This is a genomic window from Pedobacter planticolens, assembly GCF_014172375.1.
GTDB lineage: Bacteria > Bacteroidota > Bacteroidia > Sphingobacteriales > Sphingobacteriaceae > Pedobacter > Pedobacter planticolens.
Map to the genome: position 1 here is coordinate 1306330 of NZ_WNXD01000001.1, position 25868 is coordinate 1332197.

Genomic DNA, 25868 nt, shown 5'->3' on the forward strand with positions numbered 1-25868 from the left:
TAATAAACGTTACAAAGACATTTATCTATTTTATTATAAACACAAAATGCAAGTTACCAAAAAGCCCTTTACAATCTACAAACCCAATATTTTAGCAATATCCAATTAAAAACATCTAGCTCATTCTCAACTATGGAATTTGATTAACAGCTTTTATTTTTCCTGGAGAAGTAGAAGTTCCTTCAAAACCAATTAACTTTAGACCAGTTACATTTTTTGTATTAATGGCATTTGTATAATAAACTGGAAGGTTTTTACCCCATGTTACCGAACTATTTCTTAAACTAATATTAGTCGCATTCTCAAAATAAAATGCAGCGATATTACTTTTAACAAGTCCTTCTACCTGGCTTGGTCTTCTATCATACACGCCTCCACTAATGTTGGTAGTTTTGTTAATCTGCACATCTACTTGATCGAAATAAATACCATCTATTTTATCAGCAGATTCGGCACTAACATATACTCCGCTTTCGCCTGTACATTTAATATTTGAGAAATAAATGTTCTTCACCGTTCCTACTTTTCCAACTGTTGCTCCTTTCGGAAAACGCCAATTTGCATCTTTATTATTGCCATTAGCTCTGCGGTAGGCAGTGATATAAATCGGCTCTGCTTTACCCCACCATACATCGCTAAAAAAATGACTCTCTACCAAAATATTTGAAAAAACAATATCTTCTACAGTTCCCTCATCCCGATTTTGAATACCAATACCTCGGTTGCTTGCTTTGATAATACAATTAGTAAAAACAGCTTTACTGATTTTATCCATATTTTCGGATCCGATTTTAACGGCGCATGAGCGAGAAACCATTATGCAATTACTTACAGTTATACTTTCGCAAGGGCCATATTCTTCGTACTCTCTCCTATTTTTCAAACAAATTGCATCATCTCCAGATTCGATATAACAATTTGTAATGCGCACATTTCTACTATGGTCTATATCAATACCATCACCATTTCTCACCTTTAGATTATTTAAAAGCGTAATATCTGTAATGGCAACATCATTACAACCTACTAAATGAATGGTCCAATAAGCGGAATTTCTAATATTAATGTTGTGAATTCGAATATTTTCACCACCAATTATTGTTAATAAATGAGGTCTAGGATCAACAATATTGAAAGGTTTTAGTTCAAAAGAATCCTCCAATTCTGCTCCCATAAAAGAAATGCCATTACCATCAATAATTCCACCACCAGTAATAGTTACCAGTTTAACATCATTGGCGCTAATCCATAAAGTACCCTCTCCTTTATTGGCACGGAAAGCACTTTCTGTATATACTTTTTCATTGGGATTAGCCAATAACTTTGCGTTTAAAGCAACATAAAATTCAACATAAGATTTAAGTTTAAAAGGACCAGCTAAATACGTTTTACCAGATGGCACAACCACTCTTCCTCCACCCGCAGTTGTGCATGCATCAATTGCTTTTTGTATAGCTACAGCATCGTCTGTTTTTCCATCGCCTTTGGCTCCAAAATCATTAATATTGTACTCTTTAATTAGGCTAATTGAAGTATTTTTTACATTGGCCAATATTTTTGTAGGCATTGCAAAAGCGACTAAAATACCCCAAAATAGGATATACATTTTCATTTGATTGTTGTTATTCATCTGATGATTAATTTCTTTGTTTAATATGTTTAAGTACCATTAAAGTCCAGCTGGTTGATTTTTTACATCTTTTCCCCATTGTGATGGTTGATCTTTTAAAAAGAATTCTAGTTTACCACCTTTCATTAAGTCCGAATGTTTGATATAAGTTTTCAAGTAAGGTTTACCATTTAGCTTCATACTCTTTATATAAGAAGATTTTGCTGTTTTTTGATGCTTTACAATTTCGAAAATGCGGTTGCTATTTAATTTAATTTTAGTGTTGTTAAATGTAGGCACAACAACTAAATATTCGCCAGAAACTGGATCTACTGGATAAAAACCCATTGATGCAAATACATACCAGGCCGACATTTGACCTGCATCGTCGTTCCCACTTAAACCGCCTGGCCCATCATTATATTCTTCATTTAAAATTCGATGAACTTCTTTTGAGGCTTTCCAAGGTGATGCTGTATAATTATACATAAAAGGAATTTGATGTCCCGGTTCGTTTCCATGCCAGTATTCGTCTTTTTCAAATAAACTATCCAACGCCTTTTCTAGTTCAAATTGACCACCCATTAATGTAGCTAAACCAGGCACATCATGAGGCACATAAAAAGTATATTGTCTTGGTGTACCCTCTGTAATATAAGGTTCTCTAACATTTGCATTAAATGGCTGATACCAAGTACCATCGGCATTTCTTCCTCTCACCATTTTAACATTAGGATCGAAAACATTCTCATAGTTTTTTGAGCGGGCAAGCAAAATGTTGTAATCTTCAGTTTTACCAAGCGACTTTGCAATTTTAGCCAAAGCATAATCATCATAGGCATATTCTAATGTCCTGCTCACTTGTTCCTTTTTATGAAAAGCATCAGGAACACTATCCTGCATAGGAATATAGCCATACTTTAGATAAGATGGAAGTGCTCTGCGCCCCATACCATTTTTATAATCTGCTATATTAGCTATATCAAAAGCATTTTGACGCATTAAACGATACGCCTCATTAATATCATAGTTTTTTATTCCTTTAGTATATGCCGATGAGATAAAAGCAGTTACATGATCGCCAATCATAGCTGCAGTGTAATTATTCCAACACGGAAATATGGGCAACCAACTCCCTTGAGTTCCCTTTAAAACCATAGATCCGATCCAATTATTCACCAAATTCGGTTTTAAAATCTCCATTAATGGTAATTGAGCCCGATAAATATCCCACATGGAAAAATCATCATAGTAATTGCCATTTTTTAGTTTTTCGATCTCGTAATTACCAGCAAAACGAGGATATCTTCCATCTATATCATTATATAAACGTGGGTGTTGCATAGAATGATAAAGTGCAGTATAAAATATCCGTTTATCTTTTTCTTTTTGCGATTGAATTGTGATTTGACTTAAGGAATTTTGCCAAACAGCGCTGTTTTTTTTAACCAAAGTCTCAAAATCCCAATTTGAAATTTCTGCAGCTAAATTTTTTCTTGCCCCTTCGATATCAGTAAAAGAAGTACCTACTTTGATGCGTAACACTTCTCCTTTTTTTAGTTTGAAACCTAAATATGCCCCCAAATTTTCTTTATTGCTGATCATGTCTTTAGCTAAAACCTGATCATTACTAAAAGTACCTGAGGTAGTAAATAATTTTTCAATCTTGATGACAAAATAACCACTAAAGCCAGCTGGCTTTCCCCAGCCCTGATAAATTCGATGAACGGGATTATATCCGTAAACTTCACCTCTTTTTTGATCAACCTTGATAAACCCCTTATTTTGATCGCTATTTGGCATAATTAACAGATATAAACTATCTGTTTTAGCAACAGTAAACTGCAACATTGCACTTCGCAAAGTAGCTGTCATTTCTGTTTTTAAGTTATAACGCGGTATTTTTACTTGATAAAATGCAGGTGTGCTTATTTCATCTTGGTGAGAAAAGTTAGCTGCATAAGCTGATTCTTTTGTTTGCAACTTACCAGTAATCGGCATCACTGTAAAACTGCCATAATCTTGCATACAAGAGCCACTAATCCAATGTGTGGCCCTAAAACCACTTAATTTATTGCTTTTATAAAGATAGGGAGGTAAGCATTTGGCTTCGCCAGTTTGAGTTTGTGCGGTCCATTGAGTCATCCCGAAAGGCAAACCAACACTTGGTATAGTATTTGCATTTTTTTCACTACTCCCGCCTTCACTATGCTTTAATGCCGTAAGCGTAGTAGACGCCGCCGTACCTGATAAAGGTTGTACATAAGGCAATAGATTTTGCGCATACGCCCCCGATATCGCTAAACACAGAATCACACTTGTTAATGTACTTTTTTTTAACTTATAAAATTTGATTTCCTTATAGATCATTATGATGCTGATGCAATCCGTATTTTTAATAAAATAGATTTTCATTCTAATCGAAAATGAGAATTTTAGCTTTCAATTTGTCATAAAGAGACATTTTTATTTACTTAATCGATTTCGTAAAAACCTTTTAAGCAATGGTTGATCGCCTAACTATTAAACTCGAAGGAATAACTATACTTTCTTCACTTAATATTAAATACTTTTTCTCAAGTGCTTTAAACAGAATGGTTGCCGCTTGTTTGCCGATATCGAAAGCTGGTTGTGTAATTGTTGTTAATGAAGGATTTAAAATTGCCGCAGTAGATTCATTAGAGAAACAGACAACCTTCAATTCCTGAGGGATATTAATCCCTAATTCCATAGCCACCAAGTAGATATCCATTGTCATTTTACTAACTGTAGCTAAAATACCATCTGGTCTATCTGGCTTACTCATCAATGCTGTAATTAGCTCATGATTTTTTTCGCTATCATCTCCGTAGGATATATTTAATTCAGGTTCATATGGAATGCCATTATCCTCTAATGCTTGCAAGTATCCATTCATCCGTTTAGAACTGATAGAAAGCGAGTTTGAAATAGTTAAGATAGAAATCCGTTTACAACCGCAATCGATTAAATGTTGAGTGGCTTGATAACCACACTCATAATCGTTTGTTGTAATTTTAGCAGTATCTACTTCATCACAAACTCTATCGAAAAAAACCAAAGGGATTTTATGGTTTAATGCTTTAATATGTTCGAAAGAAGTGGTTTTCATAGTGATAGACATCAATACACCATCAACACGACCAAACTCTAGGTCTTTTAAGATCTGAATTTCGCGATCTACGCTCTCATGTGTGAGATAGATTAATGCATGATAACCCTTTTGGATAGCAATTGCCTCTATCCCATTTAAAGCCAAAGAAAAAAAGCTATCTGCCACTTCTGGAATAACCACAGCAATCGTTTTACTTCGTTTTTCGCGTAAACTTCCAGCATATGGGTGTGGTACATAAGCCAACTCATTCGCTAAACTTATAACGCGTTTTTTGGTCACTTCACTTATTTCATGACTATCTCTTAATGCTTTGGAAACTGCAGCAGTAGAAAGATTTAGTTGTTTAGCTAAAATTTTTAAAGTGACTTTACTCATGTTAAAAAATTGGTTGTATGATTTGTAATGTCAATCTTAAAATTTATATCTCATATCAAATGAACTACCTAGAAAGAGGCTATGTATTGGCAACTCTATTCGAAAATCGTTCATCGTTTTTAATTCTTGGCAAAACTAAATTTTAGTTCGCAACCTAAACTTAACGAATTACAAACGTTAATACAACAGTTATTGGCATTATTTGCATTTAAAGGCCATTTTACTATCAAAAACCTCGAATTTACTTAAACGATTAAGTAAATAAATTAAGTAAAATATGAAAATCTAACCTTTCAAAACAACAACTTTAATTATTAGAAACGAATTGTTTTTATTTATTCTAACCAAATAATTAATCGAATGAGCATCACCGACAACACCTTCGCAAATGAAAACAACAGTCCATTGGATAACCTAGACCAATGGGAAAATGATGTTTTAGACCGCTACCCAGATCCAGCTTCCATTAACAAAGACAAAAAAGAAGAGGAATTCAGAAATTATGAAGAAACTAGCAAAGATGGCGTTAAAGAATTTTATCGACTAAATCACAAATATCAAACCTATGACTTCGTTTTGGAGAAAAAAGCTGATTATTTGAAGTTTGATAAAAGAGAGATGCCGATTTGGAATGCCTTTGATTTTTTAAATGAATTGGTAGATGATTCAGATCCTGATACCGACTTGGATCAAATGCAACATTTAGTACAAACCTCTGAAGCGATTAGAAATGATGGACACCCAGATTGGATGGTGCTTGTTGGCTTAATACACGATATGGGAAAAGTACTATGTTTATTTGGCGAACCACAATGGGGAGTTGTAGGCGATACTTTTCCGGTAGGTTGTGCTTATTCTGACAAGATTGTGTATCCAGAATTTTTTAAAGCTAATCCAGATTATGACAATAAAAAATTCAATACCAAACTTGGTATCTATACCGAAAATTGCGGTCTAGATCAGGTGCATATGTCTTGGGGTCATGATGAATATGTTTACCATATGATGAAAGATTACATTCCAGAACCTGGCTTATACATGCTACGTTATCATTCATTTTATTCTCAACATAGAGAAAATGCCTACGACCATTTAATGAATGAGAAAGACCACGAAATGTTTAAATGGGTAGCTCTTTTTAATCCTTATGATTTATATTCTAAAAACCCAAATCAAAAAAGTTGGGAAGAATTAAAACCATACTATCAAGCTTTAGTTGCAAAATATTTACCCACGAACCTTAAATTTTAGCCAACATCTAAAAAACCTCTCAATTTCTAAAAAATAATATAACCAAATTTTAAACAAATCAATTATGAACTCTAAATTACAAAATTATGGGATTTAATTATACACTATTTCAGCGTAGCTGCATGTGTATGCTACTCTTATTAATTAGCCAATTTAACATCGCTCTGGCTCAAAATGAAAGAAAAATTACGGGTACTGTCGTCGATTCGGAAAGTATTCCGGCGGCAAGGGTATCTATTTTCGTAAAAGGAACTACAAAATCAACGGTAACAGGCACGGATGGTTCCTTTAGTGTTACAGCAAAAACTGGTGACATCCTGGTATTTAGCTCTTTAGGATTTAATACTAAAGAGGTTACTGTAACTGATCAGTCTGTTTACAAAGTAACTATTACCCAAATGACCACTACCCTTTCTGATGTAGTAGTTGTAGGTTATGGAAAAAGTTCCAGAAAAGCTTTAACCAGTTCGATAACTACTATAAAAGCTGATGAATTGAACAAAGGTGCCATTAGTGATGTTGGACAATTGCTTCAGGGCAAAGTAGCAGGTGTAAATATTAGCTCTAGTGGTGATCCTAACAAACCTGCCGCTGTAATATTGCGTGGTGCATCAACCGTTAATAGTCCAGGAGCACCATATTACGTAATAGATGGAATACCAGGTGCAGATATTGCTGCAATAGCACCAGCTGATATTGAATCGATAGATGTATTGAAAGATGCTGCAGCAACTGCTATTTATGGTAACCGAGCTGCAAGTGGAGTAATTATGGTAACTACTAAACGTGGCGCAAAAGGACAATCACGAATTACTTATAGTGGTTTTGGAGCTATAGAAAATGTTAGTAGCACCTTGGATTTAATGAATGCCGATCAATTGAGGAGCTTTCTCACAGCAAATGGTTCTGCATTTTCACCTAATGATGATAAAGGCGCAAATACCGACTGGATGAAAGCTATTCAGCGATCAACAGCTTATTCGCATAACCATAACCTATCTTTTAGTGGTGGATCAGAACATGGCACTTATAGCGCTAGTCTTAACTACTTTAATAAAGATGGTATTTTATCAGAAAGTTCACTTAATCGTATTATTGGTCGTTTAAACATTGATCAATATGCATTTAATGATAAAGTTAAGTTCAGTTTAAATTTATCTAATTCAACTAGTAAATCTATTAATGTGCCTTTGCAAAATATCGTTTTACTACAAGCAGCAAAGCACTCACCTGTATCGCCATTGTATAATGCTGATGGTACTTATTTTGAAAACTTAAACAATACAGGTTACTTTAATCCATTAGCTATTGTAGGTAATGCACAAGATGAAACCAAATACAATGTATTATTAGGTGGCTTTAATACCGAAATAAAATTACCATTTGGTTTTACCTATAATGTAAACCTATCTTATCAAAAAACAACCGCATCGCATGGCGAGTTCTATAGCAGTTATTTTGGTAAGTATCCAACATCAAATTTTTATAATAATCCAGATCCTGGTATTGGCATAGCGCATACGCTTATTGGCTCATTGTTTGGCTCTAATGGTTCGGCTTTGCGAAGTAACTACGAAAACTCGACAAAAACATTAGAAACATTTTTAACCTGGAATAAGAAAATTAACGATCACAGTATCAACGCTGTAATTGGCTACACTTATCAGGATAATGTATATGGTGATGGTTTCCAAACATCAAGCACTAATTTCCCTTCAGATAACATTGGTTTCTCAAACCTTACTTTGGGTAATCCGTATGCTATTTCATCTTACCGTATTAACCTAGGTAATGATCTCACCTATGGTAAAATATTAATGATATCTGATTTTGCAAGAGTAAACTACAGTTATAAAGATAAATACCTGTTCCAAGGATCTATTAGACGTGATGGAAGTTCAGTATTTGGTGAAAATAATCAATGGGGTTATTTCCCATCTGCTGGTGTAGCTTGGAGAGTAATTGAGGAAGATTTCATGAAAAATCAATCATTATTCAGCGATTTGAAAATACGTGCTAGTTACGGTGTAACAGGTAATTCTTCAGGTATTGGAGCGTACACAGGTAAATTAGTTTATGGCATTAGTGGTACATACTATAATAATGGAGTACAAGCTGCGGCTTATGCTCCAGTACAAGGATCAAACCCTAATTTAAAATGGGAAAGAACTGCAACCAAAAACCTAGGTGTTGATTTCGCTTTATTGAAGAACAAAATTAGTGGTAGTATAGATGTATATGACAAAAACACAACTGATATGCTTTTCAGATATAGTGTTTCTGCATCCTTAGTTCCAGGTGGTTCTATTTGGGCAAATGGTGGTAGCATCAACAACAAAGGTATTGAGGTTAGTTTAAGCTCTTCACCAGTTGTATCAAAAGACTTTTCTTGGTCAACTACCATCAACATGGCTTATAACAAAAACAAAATAACCAGCTTAAAAGGCCCTTATGCTAATGGCGATTCGGTTAGATATTCTGATCCAGAAGGACCAGGTCAAACCAATGCGACCTTACAAATCCTTAAAGTAGGTTATCCTTTAGGTCAATTCTTTTCGTTAAAATATGCAGGTAAAGATGCTAGTGGCAATTCATTGTTTTATAAACGTGATGGTTCTACAACAACTACACCTGCTATTGGTACCGATTATTTTTACCTAGGCAATGCACAACCAAAAGTATTAATGGGTTGGAGCAACACCTTCAAGTATAAAAATTTAGACCTGAATATATTTATAAGAGGTACTTTTGGCAACAAGATATTTAATGCTACAAGGGCTGATTTATCGTATACCGCAGGTGCTGCAATTAACAACATATTGGTTAGCGCTGCTAATGATAAAATATCTGATACTAGAAACTCATTCTATTCTGACAGGTATATTGAAGATGGATCTTACATTCGTTTAGATAATGCTACACTTGGTTATAATTTTAAAAGTCCTTTTGAAAAAGTAAGCAATATTAGGGTATATGCCTCTACAAATAACTTGTTCACCATCACAAAATACAAAGGAATTGATCCAGAGATTAACCAAGGCGGTGTTGCACCAGGTATAGATTATAATAACTTCTATCCTAAAACCCGCACATTTTTGTTAGGTGTTAACGTATCATTTTAAAAAGAGAAATTTAAAGACATGAAAAAGATATTAATTGGAATATTAGGTGTACTTATAAGTGCTTTAATATTCACTTCCTGCCAAAAACTTGATGTAGCTGTTACATCAGAACTTACACCCGACACATACCCCCAAACTGCCGCACAGCTTACTTCGGCATCTGGCCCAGTATACATTAATTTAAGAAGCGATTTTTCTACCACGTACTTTTTCCTGCAAAGTAGCTCAACTGACGAATCAGTATTGGCTACTTTCGGATCTGATTGGATTGATGGAAATAAATACCTTGAACTACACCGCCATACCTGGACAAAAGATAATGCTTGGGTAGCCGCAGGTTGGTCATATTTAACCAACATTATTGGTACAGCTAATCAAACTATTTCTATTATCGGCAAATCGGCTCCTCCGGGTGCATCTACAAATACCACTATGGCCGAGTTAAAAACCACACGTGCATTAGCTTATTTTATGATGATGGATTTGTACGGAAATGTGCCTTTAGATACTTTGTATGGAGCTACAGATTTAAAAGCAAAAGCACCAAGAACTGAGGTATTCAATTACGTAGAAAAAGAACTAAAAGCGGCTATCCCCTTTTTAAAATCAACAACTGGAGTAGCTACTTATGGTTTGCCAACTAAATATTTGGCTTATTCTATATTGGCAAAAATGTATTTAAATGCTGCAGTTTATACTGGTACAGCACGTTACGATGACTGTATAGCAGCCTGTGATCAGATTATTAATTCTGGTTTATACAGTATAGAGCCAATGGCTACTTACTTGCAAATGTTTTACCCAACTAATGGACCATCGCAAAAGGAGTTTATTTTTGCAATTCCGTACGACCCGTCTACATCTAACGGAACTATGTTTTATGCCAGATATGATCTAAATCGTAATTTAGGAATTCGCTATTTGTACTCTGGATCTACACCTGGTTCATTTACCAATCCCGTTATGAATTCGAGTAGTGGTGGTGGTTTATCTAACAATAAGCCAAGTGGTCCGCGTATGACAACTAGTGAGTTTTATGCAAACTTTGATGATGCTAATGATGTTCGTAACAAGCAATGGTTAACAGGTTTGCAAACTTGGCAAGATGGTAGCCCTCTAATGGTAAGCACTACTAATTTAGGTTATAATCAATTTTATACTGGCGGAAGCCCTGCAGCAGCATATACTTACCAGTTAAATTTAACACCACTTACTGCTTCTCGTCTTGGTGCTACTTCTTTCGATTTGGGTAAAGATGAAATTGCATGGAATGTAGGTTATCGTAATATTAAATTTTTACCTGATTATACCAATACCATTAGCAGAAACCAAAGTAATGATGTTCCATTATTCCGTTATTCGGATATTGTACTAATGAAAGCTGAATCTATTTTCCGTGGAGGAACGCCAACATTAGGCGCAACTGCACTATCGCTTGTAAATTCAGTAAGAACTAACCGTACAACCTCTGCGGCTTTAGGTGCAATTACATTAGATGTTTTATACAACGAACGCTCTAAAGAATTTGCATGGGAAACATGGCACCGTAATGATATGATTAGATTTGGTAAATATGAGGCTAGCTACGGTTTGTCTAAAACAAACAGCGAAACATTTCGCCGCATATTTCCAATACCAAGTACGGCAATGGCTACCAATCCTAAACTTGTTCAAAATACAGGATATCCTAACTAATCGTTTTTGATAAATCCTATTCTTAAATTTCCGAAGGCTTAACTGTCTTCGGAAATTTTATTAACATCACTCCTTTTGAAAAACCATTAAATTGCAATGAAAAAATTACTGCTTCGCATTTTAGTAGCTTACTTTATCGCATTGCCAATTTCTCAGGTAAACGCTCAAATTTTGCTAAGAAATCCATCGGCAAATGCCAAACCCACTAAAGACTTACTAAAATTAGATTCTTCTCTTAATTTTATTGCCATGGGCGATTGGGGAAGAAATGGAGCAGATCACCAAAAACAAGTAGCCGCACAAATGGGTAAAACCGCTTCAGATATTAAAGCTCAATTTGTGATTTCAACAGGCGATAATTTTTACCCAAGTGGTGTAATAAGCGATCAAGATCCACTCTTCAGGTATTCATTTGAAGATATTTATACAGCATTTTCCTTACAAGTAGATTGGTATCCTGTATTAGGGAACCACGATTATAAATCCAATCCAGATGCAGAGGTAGCTTACTCTAAAATTAGCAGACGTTGGAAAATGCCAGCCCGTTATTACAGTAAAAAATTTGCCATTGGTGGCGATACTTCAAAACAAGTGTTAATTGTTTTTATGGATACTAATCCTTTAATTAAAGAATTTTACACCAATGCTGAATATGGACCAAACGTTCGCGGGCAAGATACCACTCAGCAAAAAAACTGGCTCAATACAGTTCTCAACGATGCTTCTCCTTCTATTAAATGGAAAATTGTAGTTGGTCATCACCCTATGTACACAGGTGGAAGCCGTACAACTGGTTACGATACACGAGCTATCCGTAATTCTTTAAAATCAATATTAGATAAATACAGCGTAGATGTATACCTAACTGGTCATGAACATAGTTTACAACACTTAAAACCGCCAGGTAAAACCCATCATTTTATTTCGGGCGCAGCCTCAGAAAAAACACCTGTAAAATTAATTGAAGGGAGTGAAATGGTCGCTTCTGAATATGGTTTTATGCTTTTTTCGGTAACTAAAAATCAACTTCGAGTACAAACTATTAATGATGAGGGCGAAATAATTTATACCACAACTTTACAAAAACCAAATTGATGAAAATCGTCAACTAAAAAACAATGGAAGCAACAGAACATTCATCCTTATCTATATCAACCCCAAAAAGGCTACTTTCTTTAGATGCTTTACGTGGTTTTGACATGTTCTGGATTATTAGCGGCGAAGGAATTTTTCATAGTTTGGCTAACGTTGTGATGGAAAAACATGCGCTAATTCGTAACCCACAAGATTGGCAAATTGCGACCACGAACGATTTAAATTTAACAGAAAGAATACTTGTAGGCATTAGCAATCAGTTACATCATAGCCCGTGGAATGGTTTTACCTTTTACGATTTAATTTTTCCTTTATTTATTTTCATAGCTGGCGTATCTATGCCTTTTGCTTATGACCGTTACTTTCATTTAACCGAGGTAGCAGAGAGAAAGAAAGTCAAGAAAAAATTATATACTTCTTTAATTAAAAGAACTATACTATTACTCCTTTTAGGGATGATAATAAATGGGCTTTTTAAATGGCAAGATTATGAAAATATAAGATTTGCTAGTGTACTTGGACGAATTGGACTTGCCTGTTTTTTTGCAGCAATCATTTACTTAAATTGTTCTTTGAGGCAACAATTACTATGGTTTATACTCATATTATTAGGCTATTGGGCATTATTAACACTAGTTCCTGTACCTCAATTTGGTATTGGCAACCTCACACCCGAAGGTAACTTAGCTGCTTATTTTGATCGGTTGTACTTACCTGGAAAACTACACCGTATAGTGTATGATCCCGAAGGGCTACTCTCTACTTTACCTGCAATTGCATCAGCCTTAATGGGAATATTTACAGGGCAATATATAAAACTTGAGAAAAAAACAGGACCATTAAAACAATTCTTATTGCTAATTGCAGCTGGTGTAACTTTAATTTTTTTAGGTTTGATTTGGAATATAGTATTCCCGATTAATAAAAATATGTGGACCAGTTCTTTTGTATTATTTGCTGGCGGATGGAGTATTACATTGTTCGCTATTTTTTACGGAATAATTGACCTTGTTGGATTTAAAAAATGGAGCACACCTTTATTATGGATTGGGAGTAACTCTATTTTAATTTATGTAGCTGCGCATGGTTTAATTAGTTTTGAAGCGACTGCTAAATTTTTATTTGGTGGCTTAATTGAACAAACACAAGGTGCTTGGCAACAAGTAATCTTATGGGTCGGCATTTTAATTATTCAACTTACCCTACTACAGTTTTTATATCGAAAAAAGTGGTTTTTAAAACTGTAAAACTAAAAAACCAAAAATAAAAATAAACTAACCAAATAATGAACCAATTACAAACCGCAGATTACATTGTATTTTTCTTCTATTTTATTGTCGTATCCTCTTATGGTTATTACATTTATCATAAAAAGAAGTCGAAAAATATAAGTTCTAAGGACTTTTTCTTGGCAGAAGGTTCGCTTACCTGGTGGGCAATTGGAGCTTCCTTAATTGCTTCTAATATTTCTGCAGAGCATTTTATTGGTATGTCTGGCTCGGGTTTCGCCCTAGGTTTAGCCATTGCATCTTACGAGTGGATGGCAGCTGCTACCCTCATTATTGTGGCCATTTTTATTATCCCGGTATATCTTAAAAATAAGATTTTTACCATGCCACAGTTCCTTGCCACACGATATAATGATAAGGTGAGTACAATTATGGCAGTTTTTTGGCTATTGGTGTATGTATTTGTAAACCTTACTTCTATTATTTATCTCGGTGCATTGGCCATTTCTTCTATCTCTAACATTAGTTTTGAGTGGTGCATTGTTGGTCTCAGTATTTTCTCGATGATTGTAACCCTAGGCGGGATGAAAGTAATTGGTTATACCGATGTTATTCAGGTTTTGGTATTGATTATTGGCGGTCTAGTTACCACCTATTTGGCTCTTTCTTTACTTTCTAATGAGTATGGTTTTGGCAATGATATTTTTGCAGGACTTTCTGTACTCCGTAAAGAAGCGCCTGAACACTTTCACATGATTTTTAATTCGTCTGATAAATATTATGACAAATTACCTGGTCTATCTGTGCTTATTGGTGGTATGCTTATTAACAATTTAGCATATTGGGGATGCAACCAGTACATTGTACAACGTGCTTTGGGAGCTGATTTAAATACCGCCAGAAAAGGGATTTTATTCGCTGCATTTTTAAAGTTGCTTGTACCAGTTATTGCGGTGCTTCCAGGTATTGTAATGTTTGTATTGCATAATAAAGGCTTATTTCAAGCAGAAATGGCAAGTGATGGCGTAATAAAACCAGATCATGCTTATCCAACTTTAATGAATTTATTACCTCCCGGATTAAAAGGCGTTGCTTTTGCCGCACTTACTGCAGCCATTGTTGCCTCTTTAGCAGGTAAAGCTAATAGTATTTCAACTATTTTCTCGTTAGATATTTATAAGAAATTCTTCAACAAAGATGCATCAGATCGTAAAATGGTGAATGTTGGTCGCTGGGCAGTAGCTATCTCTATGACCATTGCTGCTATTGTAACTCCCGCATTAAAATCATTAGATCAGGCTTATCAATTTATTCAGGAATATGTGGGCTTTATTTCACCAGGCGTATTGGCTATTTTCTTGCTAGGCTTCTTCTGGAAACGTACAACTTCTGCTGCTGCAATGGTAGGTGCATTAATTACCATTCCGCTTTCTACGGTGTTAAAGTTTTTACCAGTATGGACAAATGGTGCTTTCCCAGATTTACCATTTTTTAATCGAATGGAAATCGATTTTGTAGTAATTGTACTTTTAATGATTGGTATTAGTTTAAGCAAACCACAAACCTTAACAAATGAACAGGCTATTGAAGTTGATACATCGATGTTTAAAATCAGTACCAGTTTTGCTATCGGCTCTCTTTTAATTGTAGGAATCCTCACCGCTTTATACACCATTTTTTGGTAAACACCGATTAGTTATGCTTTTAAAAAAATTCTTAGCTCTGCTCCTTTTAGTTTCACTTACTTATCACGCTAATGCACAGGCAGATTTGCAGGCTGCAAGAGCTTTAATTGATAGAACTATTCCGCTGTATAGTAAATCATTCTTAATCGAAAGTATAGCGCCAGTTGGTGGAAAAGATATTTTTGAAGTCGAAAGCCGCAACAACAAAATTGTATTGAGGGGAAGTAGTGGAGTGGCCATCTCATCAGCCTTATATTATTATTTAACCAATTATGCGCATTGTCAAATTACCTGGAATGGTACTAATTTAAAGCTTCCAGCAAAATTGCCATCAGTTAACAAAAAAATACACAAAGCAAGCCCGTATACTTATCGTTATTACCTCAATTATTGCACATTTAACTATACCATGAGTTGGTGGGATTGGGCAAGATGGGAAAAAGAAATAGACTGGATGGCATTGCATGGCATTAATATGCCTCTCGCCATTACGGGAGAAGAATACACATGGTATTTGGTATACAAGGAAATGGGTTTTAGCGATAAAGAACTCGAAGGTTTTTTCACAGGGCCTGCTTATTTCTCTTGGTTTTGGATGGGAAACATGGACGGTTGGGGTGGCCCCCTACCATTAACTTGGATGAAAAGCCACTTCGAACTACAAAAGAAAATTTTACAACGACAACGCTCCTTGGGCATGAAACCAGTTTTACCCGCCTTTACTGGTCACGTACCTGCTGCCTTCAAAAATAAATTCCCAAATGCTAAATTAAAAGCTACAAATTGGACAAACGGTTTTGCAGATACTTATATTTTAGATTCGGAAGATCCTATGTTTGCTGCTATCGGAAAAAAATTCTTACAACGACAAACCGAATTATTAGGTACCGATCATTTATATTCTGCAGATACGTTTAACGAAAACGAACCTCCTTCTGATGACCCTGAATTTTTAGGCAAGTTAAGTGCAAGAGTATATGATGGCATGTATCAAGCAGACACATCGGCAATTTGGGTAATGCAGGGTTGGCTTTTTTATAGCGACCGCAAATTTTGGAAAGCACCTCAAACCGAAGCTCTACTTAAAGCAGTACCCAACGATAAAATGATTATACTAGACTTGGCTACAGAGATAGAGCCTGTTTGGAAACGAACTGACGCATTTTATGGCAAACCTTGGATATGGAATATGCTACATAATTTTGGCGGTAATACCAATTTATTTGGCCGAATGGATGTTGTTGCCAAAGAACCTGCTGCAGCTTTACAAGATCCCAAAAGCGGAAAAATGATTGGAATTGGCCTTACCATGGAGGGTATTGAACAAAATCCTGTATTGTACGAATTAATGACCAATAACACTTGGCAAACTGAATCTATAGATCTCAATACTTGGCTCCCTCAATTTGTGCGTAACCGATACGGAAATATGAATCAATATGCGTTAAAAGCTTGGGATATTTTAAGAAAAACTGTGTATACAGTACCTAAGGATAAATACGTTCGAGATGGTGCCGAGTCTATTATTCAAGCACGACCAACTTTAGATTCATTAACAAGATGGGCAAGAACAACCTTAAATTACGACGCTAAAGATTTACTTCCAGCTTGGGATGCCTTAATTAAAGCTGCACCAACTTGCAAAAACAGCGATGGTTTTAACTACGATTTAGTTGATGTAACTCGACAAGTTTTGGCGAATTATGCCTTGCCCTTGCAACGAAAATTTGTAGCTGCATATCAACAAAAAGACTTGGTAACATTTAAACGTGAAAGCGCCAATTTTTTAGCATTAATTGATGATATGGATAAACTACTGGCTACCAGAAAAGATTTTATGTTAGGCCCATGGGTAGCTGATGCTAGACGATGGGGAACTACTGCACAGGAAAAGGCTTTGTATGAAATGAACGCTAAAGATTTAATTACCCTGTGGGGCGATGCCAAAAACCCACTTCATGAATATGCATGTAGGCAATGGAGCGGCTTACTGAGTGATTTTTATAAACCACGCTGGCAACAGTTCTTCGTTGTAGCAGAAAATTCTTTAAATCAAAAACGACCTATAGATTTTATTCAATTCGATAAAGAAATTAGCCAATGGGAATGGAAATGGGTTAACCAACGGAAAGATTATGCGATTAAACCCATTGGGAATGCGACTGAAATTGCAATTAAAATGCATAAAAAATATCGTTTAGCAATAAAATAACCTCATACAAAAACCACTGCGTTTAGAAGTTATCCGCATAAAATTTTGCAATTCAAAAAAAATAAACGTTAATTAGACATTTATTAATTTGTATGAACGAAGTGAACTATGTTATTGGCGTAGATTATGGTACCGACTCTGTTCGGTCTGTGTTGGTAGATACCAGCAATGGTAAAGAAATTTCATCGTCGGTATTCCTGTATCCGAGATGGCAAAAAGGGTTATATTGTAACGCCACCCTTAATCAATTTAGGCAACATCCATTAGATTATATCGAAGGTTTAACCTACACCATTAAAGAATGTATTGCAAAAGCTGGTGGCGATCAAATTGCTTCAAATGTAAAAGGAATTGCTGTAGACACTACAGGATCAAGCCCTATCGCCGTTAATGAAGCTGGAATCCCCCTATCTTTAACAGATGGTTTTGAAGAAAATCCAAATGCTATGTTTGTACTTTGGAAAGATCATTCTGCCACTAAAGAAGCTAGTGAGATTAATGCGCATGCAGAAAAATTTGATGTAAATTATCTTAAATATGTCGGCGGCGTTTATTCGTCAGAATGGTTTTGGTCTAAATTATTATTCATTTTAAGAACGGATAAAAAAGTTAGAAACCATACTGTTTCGTGGGTTGAACATTGCGATTGGATTCCTTTTCTATTATGCGGTGAAACTGACATCAAAAAAATGAAGCGGAGTCGTTGTGCAGCTGGACATAAAGCGTTGTGGGCCGAAGAATTTGACGGACTACCAAGCGATGAATTTTTCAGTAGCCTAGACCCTTTACTTAAAGGATATCGAGATCGTCTATTTACAGACACCTATACTTCCGATGTGCCAGCAGGTAACTTAAGTGCAGAATGGGCCAATAAATTAGGTTTAAACACCAATGTTATTATTGGTGTAGGCGCTTTTGATGCACATATGGGTGCTGTAGGCGGTGAAATTGAACCTTACTTTTTAAGTAAAGTAATGGGAACAAGTACCTGCGATATTTTAGTAGCACCCAATCAAGATATTGATGGAAAGCTAATTAAAGGAATATGCGGACAAGTAAATGGTTCGGTAATACCCAATATGGCGGGTCTAGAGGCTGGTCAATCAGCCTTTGGCGATGTTTATGCCTGGTTTAAAAATCTAATAAGCTGGCCATTAAATCATCTTTTATCAGAATCCAAACTTTTAGATCCTGAAACAGCATCAGCATTAAAAATAGAGCTTGAAGAAAAAATTATAGCCACTTTAAGTAAACAAGCTGAGGCCTTAGGCGACCATGATTACGAAGAATTAGCAATAGATTGGTTAAATGGTAGAAGAACACCCAATGCTAATCAAGAATTAAAGGGAGCAATTACAGGTTTTAGCTTAGGTACAGATGCACCAAGGATGTTTAGAGCTTTAGCTGAAGCTACTTGTTTTGGTGCAAAAAGTATAGTTGAATGTTTTAAAGATCAAGATGTACCTGTAAAAGGAATTATAGGAATTGGTGGGGTGGCTAAAAAATCACCTTATATTATGCAAATGATGTCCGATATTTTAGAAATGCCAATACGTATTCATCGTTTTGAACATACTTGTGCATTAGGTGCTGCTATGTTTGCCGCCGTTGCAGCAGGGATTTATCCTACTATAGAAGTGGCAATGAAAGCAATGGGAACAGGATTTGAAAAAGAATATAAGCCCAATAAGCGGAAACAAAAAATGTATCGTGAACATTTTCATCAATACCAAACCTTGGGCAGATATCTAGAAAAATATCATAAAAAAGATATTAAACCTTATCTATCATGAGCTATAAAAACATAAAAGAACAGGCATATGAGGCTAATATGCAATTACCAGCGTTAAATTTGGTGCTTTTTACTTTTGGAAATGTAAGTGCAGCAGATCAACAAAAAGGTGTATTTGCAATTAAACCAAGCGGTGTTCCATACGAGGATTTAACTGTTGATAAGATGGTTGTTGTAGATTTTGATGGAAATAGCATTGAAGGAAATCTACGCCCCTCTTCAGACACTAAAACCCATGCAGTATTGTATAAAAACTGGTCGGCCATAGAAGGAATTGTTCACACGCATTCCACTTATGCAACTTCTTGGGCGCAAGCACAACGTGCTATTCCTATTTACGGTACAACGCATGCCGATCATCTCACTGTTGATATTCCTTGCGCCCCACCAATGAGTGATGAGATGATTAAAGGAAATTACGAATATGAAACAGGCTTTCAAATCATTAAACACTTAGAAGCTTTAGGATTAAGCTATACAGAAATTGAAATGATTTTAGTAGGTAACCATGCCCCTTTTACTTGGGGGAAAACGGCTCAAAAAGCAGTTTATAATAGTGCTGTACTAGAAAGTATTGCACAAATGGCCTTATTTACCCAACAAATTAACCCACAAGCACCAAAACTTAAAGATTCCTTAATTAAAAAACATTTTGATAGGAAGCATGGAGATGGAGCTTATTATGGACAGGAATAATAAAATATAAAATGATAGATTTAAAAAAATTCGAAGTTTGGTTCATTACCGGTACACAACATTTGTATGGTGAAGAAACCTTAAAGCAAGTTGCAAATCACGCACAACAAGTTGCAGATTCGCTAAATCAACAAAGCAAAATATCAGTACGTGTAGTTTATAAACCTATTGTTAAAACACCTGAAGAGATTTTTGAAACTTTACAGCAAGCAAATGTTACCGAAAACTGTATTGGTGTAATTACATGGATGCATACCTTCTCTCCTGCAAAAATGTGGATTAGAGGCTTAAATATTCTTCAAAAACCATTATTGCATTTACACACACAATTTAACCGTGATATTCCATGGGATTCAATTGATATGGATTTTATGAACCTAAACCAAAGTGCACATGGTGATCGTGAATTTGGTTTTATGGTTTCGCGAATGCGTAAAGATCGCAAAGTGGTAGTTGGACATTGGCAGGATCAAGAAGTTGTGAGTGAAATTGATATATGGTGTAGAGCTGCTGCAGGTTGGAACGATTGGCAAGGTGCTAAATTTGCCCGTTTTGGTGATAATATGCGTTATGTTGCCGTAACAGATGGTGATAAAGTTGAAGCTGAACTAAAATTCGGTTTCTCTGTAAACACCTATGGCATTGGCGATTTAGTAGAAATCATAAACAGTAGTAGTGAGCAATCAATAAAGGAATTACTTACCGAATACGAAGATAGCTACCAAATGACAACCGATTTAAGAGTTGGTGGTGCAAGACATTCTTCAGTATTCGAGGCCGCGAAAATTGAAATCGGTTTACGTAAATTCTTAGTAGATGGCGGTTTTAAAGGCTTTTCAGATACGTTTGAAGATTTACACGGCATGGTTCAATTGCCAGGTATTGCTGCACAACGCTTAATGGCCGATGGTTATGGTTTTGCAGGTGAAGGCGATTGGAAAACAGCTGCTTTAGTTCGTGCTTGTAAAGTAATGGGTGCAGGTTTACCAGGTGGTAATGCTTTTATGGAAGACTATACCTATCATTTTGACCCAACAAACTCAATGGTTTTAGGCTCACATATGCTAGAAATTGATGCTTCATTAGCTAAAGGAAAAGCAAATTTAGAAGTTCATCCTTTAGGAATTGGCGGAAAAGCCGATCCTGCTCGTTTGGTATTTAATGTTGCCGGAGGCGATGCGCTAAACGCTTCATTAATTGATATGGGAAATCGTTTTCGTTTGCTCGTTAATGAGGTAAAAGCTGTTGAAGTAGAAAATGACCTACCTAACTTACCAGTTGCCAGAGTATTATGGAAACCGCTACCAGATATGAAAACAGGCTGTGCTGCTTGGATTTATGCAGGTGGAGCACATCATACTGCTTATAGTCAGAACTTAAGTACACAACATTTATTAGATTTCGCAAATATTGCTGCACTTGAATACATAAATATTGGCGCAGATACCAAAATAAATCAATTTAGAAACGAACTTCAATGGAACGAAGTCTATTATAAATAAACCCTAACCAAGGTTGTTCTTTACTCTCAAATAGAATAAAGAACAACCATTAAAAACCAAATAAAACTAGTATTATGAACAATTTCTCTGCGGTAGATATTGCCGTTTTTGTCTTTTATTTTATCCTCATTTCAGGATATGGCTACTGGATTTACAGTCGCAAAAAAAATAAAGAAGTTTCAGGAAGCCATGATTTTTTCTTGGCCGAAGGATCTTTAACCTGGTGGGCCATTGGTGCCTCATTAATCGCCTCAAACATTTCGGCTGAACAATTTATTGGGATGAGCGGAAATGGGTTTGTTGTAGGTATTGCTGTAGCGGCTTATGAATGGGTAGCAGCAATCGCATTAATCATTGTAGCAGTGTGGTTTATACCAATTTACCTAAAGAATAAAATCTTTACCATGCCGCAATTTTTGCAAACTCGTTACAACGAAACGGTGAGTTTAATTATGGCTATATTTTGGTTATTTTTATACATTTTCGTTAACCTAACCTCTATCCTATACCTTGGAGCAATTGCTATAAGTAGCATGATTAGTCCCGATTATTTTGGAGTAGTGATGATTGGTCTCGCTGTTTTTGCACTCATAATTACCCTTGGTGGGATGAAAGTAATTGGCTTTACGGATGTAATTCAAGTTGTTGTACTCATAATTGGTGGTTTGGCTACTACTTATATTGCCTTAACACTTGTAAGTGAGCATTTTGGATTAGGTAAAGACGCAATTGCAGGTTTAAAAATGATGATGAAAGATGCACCAGATCACTTTCACATGATTTTGGATAAACCAGGTCCAGGTAGCACTCAAGCTGATATCAATAAATACTTAATGTTACCAGGTATTGCCATGTATTTTGCTGGTCAATGGATTGTGAACCTAAACTATTGGGGCTGTAACCAATACATTACCCAACGTGCTTTAGGGGCCGATTTAAAGACAGCCCGAACAGGCATATTATTTGCTGGTTTCTTAAAATTAGGAATGCCAATTATCGTAATGCTTCCAGGTATTGCAGCCTATGTATTGCATAAAAATGGCGCACTTCAAGCAGAAATGGCACCAGGTGGTCATTTTAATTCTGATAATGCCTACTCTGCTATTTTAGGTTTTTTACCTACTGGATTAAAGGGACTATCTGTAGCAGCTTTAACTGCAGCTATTGTAGCTTCTTTAGCGGGTAAAGCAAATAGTATTTCAACCATTTTCACCTTGGATATTTACAAAAAGTATATCAATAAAAATGCTGAAGACAAGAAATTAGTAACCGTTGGTCGTATTACCATTTTACTGGCTATCGTTTTATCTATTCTATTAACATGGAATGATTTGCTAGGCATTGGTGGCGAAGGTGGTTTCACTTTCATCCAAAAATATACAGGCTTTATTAGTCCGGGTGTATTTGCCATGTTTATTTTAGGGATGTTCTGGAAACGTACTACTGGGACTGCAGCTATTGCAGGTTTATTAACTGGATTTGGCTTATCTGTAATCTTCAATAATTATGCGCCAGGTTGGTTTGGTAACGAAACCTTCTTATATACTGCCTATCCTAACGGCAAAGGCGGATTCGAAATTCCATTCCTAATTTGTATGGGATTATCGTTTGCATTTACCATGTTGGTGATGATTGTGTTAAGCTTAGCTGGACCAAAAGTTAATCCTAAAGCATTCGAAATCGATAGAAAAATGTTTAAAATAGAGCCATCAACTTTGGTACTAATTGTAGTTACCTTGATGATTTTAGCAATGATCTATGTGAAATTCTGGTAGCAGAATTAAATTATCGTCATCGGATGAGTATTTGTAACATACTTATACTCATTCGATGACGATATATATTATACTCAAAAATTACTTTAAAAATTTATACGTTGTACTTGTAGTATAAGTTTGCCCAGGTTTTAAAACCGTTGACGCAAAATTAGCATGATTAGGAGCATCAGGAAAATGTTGCGTTTCTAAGCAAAACGCCGAACGATGCGGATAAGATTTACCACCTTTTCCATCTTTATCAACCCCCGTCATAAAGTTACCGCTATAAAATTGAAGACCAGGTTCGGTTGTGTATATTTCCATTATAACACCCGAAACAGGGCTTTTAACTCTAGCTACAGCTGTCTTTCCATCGTTTTTAACCAATGCGAAATTATGATCATAACCTTTTCCGAATTTCAATTGTTCATCAACATTTTCAATTTCTTTTCCGATTACTTTAGGCGTAGTAAAATCGAATGGAGTGCTTTTAACTGGCTGTAATTTTCCAGTGGGAATAAGTGTTGAATCTACTGGCGTGTAGATATCAGCTGCAATCATCAATTCGTGATCTAAAATTGTTGGACTACCTTCACCGCTTAAGTTAAAATAGGTATGATTGGTTAAATTTACAACCGTAGTCTTATCCGTTGTTGCGGTATAATCGATTTTAAGTGCATTATCATCAGTTAATGTATAAATCACTTTAACAGTTAAGTTTCCAGGATATCCTGCCTCTCCATCTTTCGATAAATAATTTAACTCCAGTTTTTGTCCGTCTTGTTTGGCGTCCCAAACTTTAGAGAAAAAACCGTCTTTACCCCCATGCAAGCTATTTGGACCATTATTTATTTGCAGTTGATATTCTTTTCCTTCTAAAGTAAATTTGCCTTTTCCAATTCTATTGCCATAACGACCAATTAATGCACCGAAAAATGGTTCTCCTTCTTTGTAATATGACTTTAAACTATCATAACCTAAGGCAATATCAACCATTTTATTGTCCTTATTTGGAACTAGAATAGAAACCACTCGGCCGCCATAATTGGTAATTGAAACTGATACCCCATTCTTGTTTTTTAAGGTATACAGCTGTAAAGCTTTTCCATCAATGGTAGTTGTAAAATTTGAATCGCTTTTTGCACCATCTTGACCAGAAGTTGAGGTATTAGAATTGCATGAAGATAAGATTACAGCGAAACCGATAACGGGAAATAAAATTGATTTTAAAAGTGGGTGTTTCATGAGATTTATTTTGATTAAAGCTAATGTAAGAAATATAAATTAACGTTACATTAACGATTATAATTTATATTTTAGTCCTTGATATGCAAAATACAGATTTTAAACCAAAAGCTTTTCTATTTGATTTAAATGGAACCATGATTAATGATATGAAATACCATGCTGATGCTTGGCATTCGATTATCACTGAAAAACTGGGGTTAAACATTTCTTATGCCGATGTTAAAAAAGAAATGTACGGAAAAAATGAGGAGTTATTAGTTCGTCTCTTTGGAGAAAATCACTTTACTCCAACGGAGGTTGAAAATATTTCGATAGAAAAAGAAAGAAGATATCAAAAAACCTATCTTCCCACCTTAGCATTAATGAATGGATTGCATCAATTTTTAGCAAAAGCCAAAGATACTGGGATAAAAATGGCAATTGGGTCGGCTGCTATTCCTTTTAATATCGATTTTGTACTTGATGGACTTCAGATTAGGCCGTTTTTTGATACGATTGTTAGTGCTCACGATGTAAAGCTAAGTAAGCCAGATCCCGAGACATTTATAAATGCTGCAATTGCATTAGGCATCAAGCCTGAAGAATGCATTGTTTTTGAGGATGTACCTAAAGGTGTTGAATCTGCAAGTAGAGCGGGAATGAAATGTTTTGTACTTACCACTACGCATAATAGAGAAGAATTTGATAATTTCGACAATATTTTAGGATATATTGCAGATTATAAAGACCCTATTTTAACACATTTGTTTTAAGCATGAAATACCTTAATCAAAAACCACTCCTAGTAGCTGTAGATTGTATTATTTTCGGTTACGATGGTGAAGATTTGAAATTATTAATCATTAAAAGACCAATTGAACCTGTTAGCGACCAATGGAGTTTAATGGGTGGCTTTGTGGGTGCTGATGAAGATTTAGACGGTGCCGCTAAAAGAATACTCTTATCACTTACTGGTTTACACGATGTTTATCTCGAACAATTACTAGCCTATGGCGATCCAAATCGAGATCCAATAGAGAGGACTATTTCTATTGCTTATTTTGCGTTAATCGACATTAAAAAATATAGTAAGCAAATTAATAACCTTTATCATGCAGAATGGTTTAAGCTGAAAGAAGTACCGGAATTAATTTTCGATCATAGCCAAATGGTTAAAGCTGCTTTAGACAAAATTCGTTACCAGGCAGCCCTCCACCCTATATTGTTTGAATTATTACCCAAAAAATTCACCATTCCGCAGCTACAGGCATTATACGAACAAGTGTATGATTCGCCTATAGACAATCGAAATTTCATTCGCAAAATCACATCAAGTGGGATGTTAATAAAGCAGAGCGAAAAAGATAAATCAAGCTCCAGACGAGGAGCCTTTTACTTTAAATTAGATAAATTGAAGCATCGTTCTCAGTTTCAATCGTTTTTGAATTTTATTCCTAAATAGAGCTTTCACCCATCAAAAAATACCAA

Annotated in this window: 17 protein-coding genes; 13 read left to right on the forward strand and 4 right to left on the reverse strand. The window is 35.5% G+C overall.

The window, feature by feature from the left end:
• Window positions 1–130 precede the first annotated feature (130 nt).
• From GM921_RS05370 to GM921_RS05380, 3 genes are all read right to left on the reverse strand, one after another.
• Window positions 131–1630 carry a glycoside hydrolase family 28 protein gene (locus GM921_RS05370; protein WP_235969782.1) on the reverse strand — a complete coding sequence of 500 codons (1500 nt, stop codon included), beginning with the start codon at window positions 1628–1630 and terminating at the stop codon, window positions 131–133.
• A gap of 39 nt (window positions 1631–1669) precedes the next feature.
• Entirely contained in the window at window positions 1670–4024 is a 2355-nt protein-coding gene (locus GM921_RS05375) for a GH92 family glycosyl hydrolase (protein WP_235969783.1), read from the reverse strand.
• A gap of 82 nt (window positions 4025–4106) precedes the next feature.
• Complete coding sequence (locus GM921_RS05380; RefSeq protein WP_182921569.1) at window positions 4107–5117, reverse strand: LacI family DNA-binding transcriptional regulator; 1011 nt, start codon at window positions 5115–5117, stop codon at window positions 4107–4109.
• Window positions 5118–5477: 360 nt separating this feature from the next.
• Between GM921_RS05380 and GM921_RS05385 the strand changes: the two genes are divergently transcribed.
• The 11 genes from GM921_RS05385 (at window position 5478) to GM921_RS05435 (ending at window position 23171) form a co-directional block, all read left to right on the forward strand.
• Window positions 5478–6368 carry an inositol oxygenase family protein gene (locus GM921_RS05385; RefSeq protein WP_182921570.1) on the forward strand — a complete coding sequence of 297 codons (891 nt, stop codon included), beginning with the start codon at window positions 5478–5480 and terminating at the stop codon, window positions 6366–6368.
• A gap of 86 nt (window positions 6369–6454) precedes the next feature.
• Window positions 6455–9490 carry a SusC/RagA family TonB-linked outer membrane protein gene (locus GM921_RS05390; protein WP_182921571.1) on the forward strand — a complete coding sequence of 1012 codons (3036 nt, stop codon included), beginning with the start codon at window positions 6455–6457 and terminating at the stop codon, window positions 9488–9490.
• 18 nt (window positions 9491–9508) lie between these two features.
• Entirely contained in the window at window positions 9509–11185 is a 1677-nt protein-coding gene (locus tag GM921_RS05395) for a RagB/SusD family nutrient uptake outer membrane protein (RefSeq protein ID WP_182921572.1), read from the forward strand.
• Window positions 11186–11281: 96 nt separating this feature from the next.
• Window positions 11282–12280, forward strand: a complete 999-nt coding sequence (locus tag GM921_RS05400) for a purple acid phosphatase family protein (protein ID WP_182921573.1) — start codon at window positions 11282–11284, stop codon at window positions 12278–12280.
• A 23-nt stretch (window positions 12281–12303) separates the two neighbouring features.
• On the forward strand, window positions 12304–13527 hold the full coding sequence (locus GM921_RS05405) for an acyltransferase family protein (RefSeq protein WP_182921574.1): 1224 nt from the start codon (window positions 12304–12306) through the stop codon (window positions 13525–13527).
• Window positions 13528–13565: 38 nt separating this feature from the next.
• On the forward strand, window positions 13566–15194 hold the full coding sequence (locus tag GM921_RS05410) for a sodium/sugar symporter (protein ID WP_182921575.1): 1629 nt from the start codon (window positions 13566–13568) through the stop codon (window positions 15192–15194).
• Between the two features lie 13 nt (window positions 15195–15207).
• Complete coding sequence (locus GM921_RS05415; RefSeq protein WP_182921576.1) at window positions 15208–17406, forward strand: alpha-N-acetylglucosaminidase; 2199 nt, start codon at window positions 15208–15210, stop codon at window positions 17404–17406.
• Between the two features lie 92 nt (window positions 17407–17498).
• Window positions 17499–19199 carry a ribulokinase gene (locus GM921_RS05420; protein ID WP_182921577.1) on the forward strand — a complete coding sequence of 567 codons (1701 nt, stop codon included), beginning with the start codon at window positions 17499–17501 and terminating at the stop codon, window positions 19197–19199.
• Window positions 19196–19894, forward strand: coding sequence for an L-ribulose-5-phosphate 4-epimerase (locus tag GM921_RS05425; RefSeq protein WP_182921578.1), 699 nt, complete (start codon window positions 19196–19198; stop codon window positions 19892–19894). Before GM921_RS05420 ends, GM921_RS05425 begins: the two co-directional genes overlap by 4 nt.
• 11 nt (window positions 19895–19905) lie before the next feature.
• Entirely contained in the window at window positions 19906–21396 is a 1491-nt protein-coding gene (gene araA, locus GM921_RS05430; RefSeq protein ID WP_182921579.1) for an L-arabinose isomerase, read from the forward strand.
• A 74-nt stretch (window positions 21397–21470) separates the two neighbouring features.
• Window positions 21471–23171 (forward strand): sodium/sugar symporter, encoded by a 1701-nt coding sequence (locus tag GM921_RS05435; RefSeq protein ID WP_182921580.1) that lies wholly within the window; start codon window positions 21471–21473, stop codon window positions 23169–23171.
• A gap of 81 nt (window positions 23172–23252) precedes the next feature.
• On the opposite strand, the gene GM921_RS05440 is transcribed toward GM921_RS05435, so the two are convergent.
• Window positions 23253–24398 (reverse strand): aldose epimerase family protein, encoded by a 1146-nt coding sequence (locus tag GM921_RS05440; RefSeq protein ID WP_182921581.1) that lies wholly within the window; start codon window positions 24396–24398, stop codon window positions 23253–23255.
• Window positions 24399–24481: 83 nt separating this feature from the next.
• Here GM921_RS05440 and GM921_RS05445 point away from each other — a divergent pair, with 83 nt between their 5' ends.
• Together GM921_RS05445 and GM921_RS05450 are read left to right on the forward strand one after the other, a co-directional pair.
• Window positions 24482–25153 carry an HAD family hydrolase gene (locus GM921_RS05445; protein WP_182921582.1) on the forward strand — a complete coding sequence of 224 codons (672 nt, stop codon included), beginning with the start codon at window positions 24482–24484 and terminating at the stop codon, window positions 25151–25153.
• 2 nt (window positions 25154–25155) lie between these two features.
• Complete coding sequence (locus GM921_RS05450) at window positions 25156–25842, forward strand: NUDIX hydrolase (RefSeq protein WP_182921583.1); 687 nt, start codon at window positions 25156–25158, stop codon at window positions 25840–25842.
• The last annotated feature ends 26 nt before the right edge of the window (window positions 25843–25868 follow it).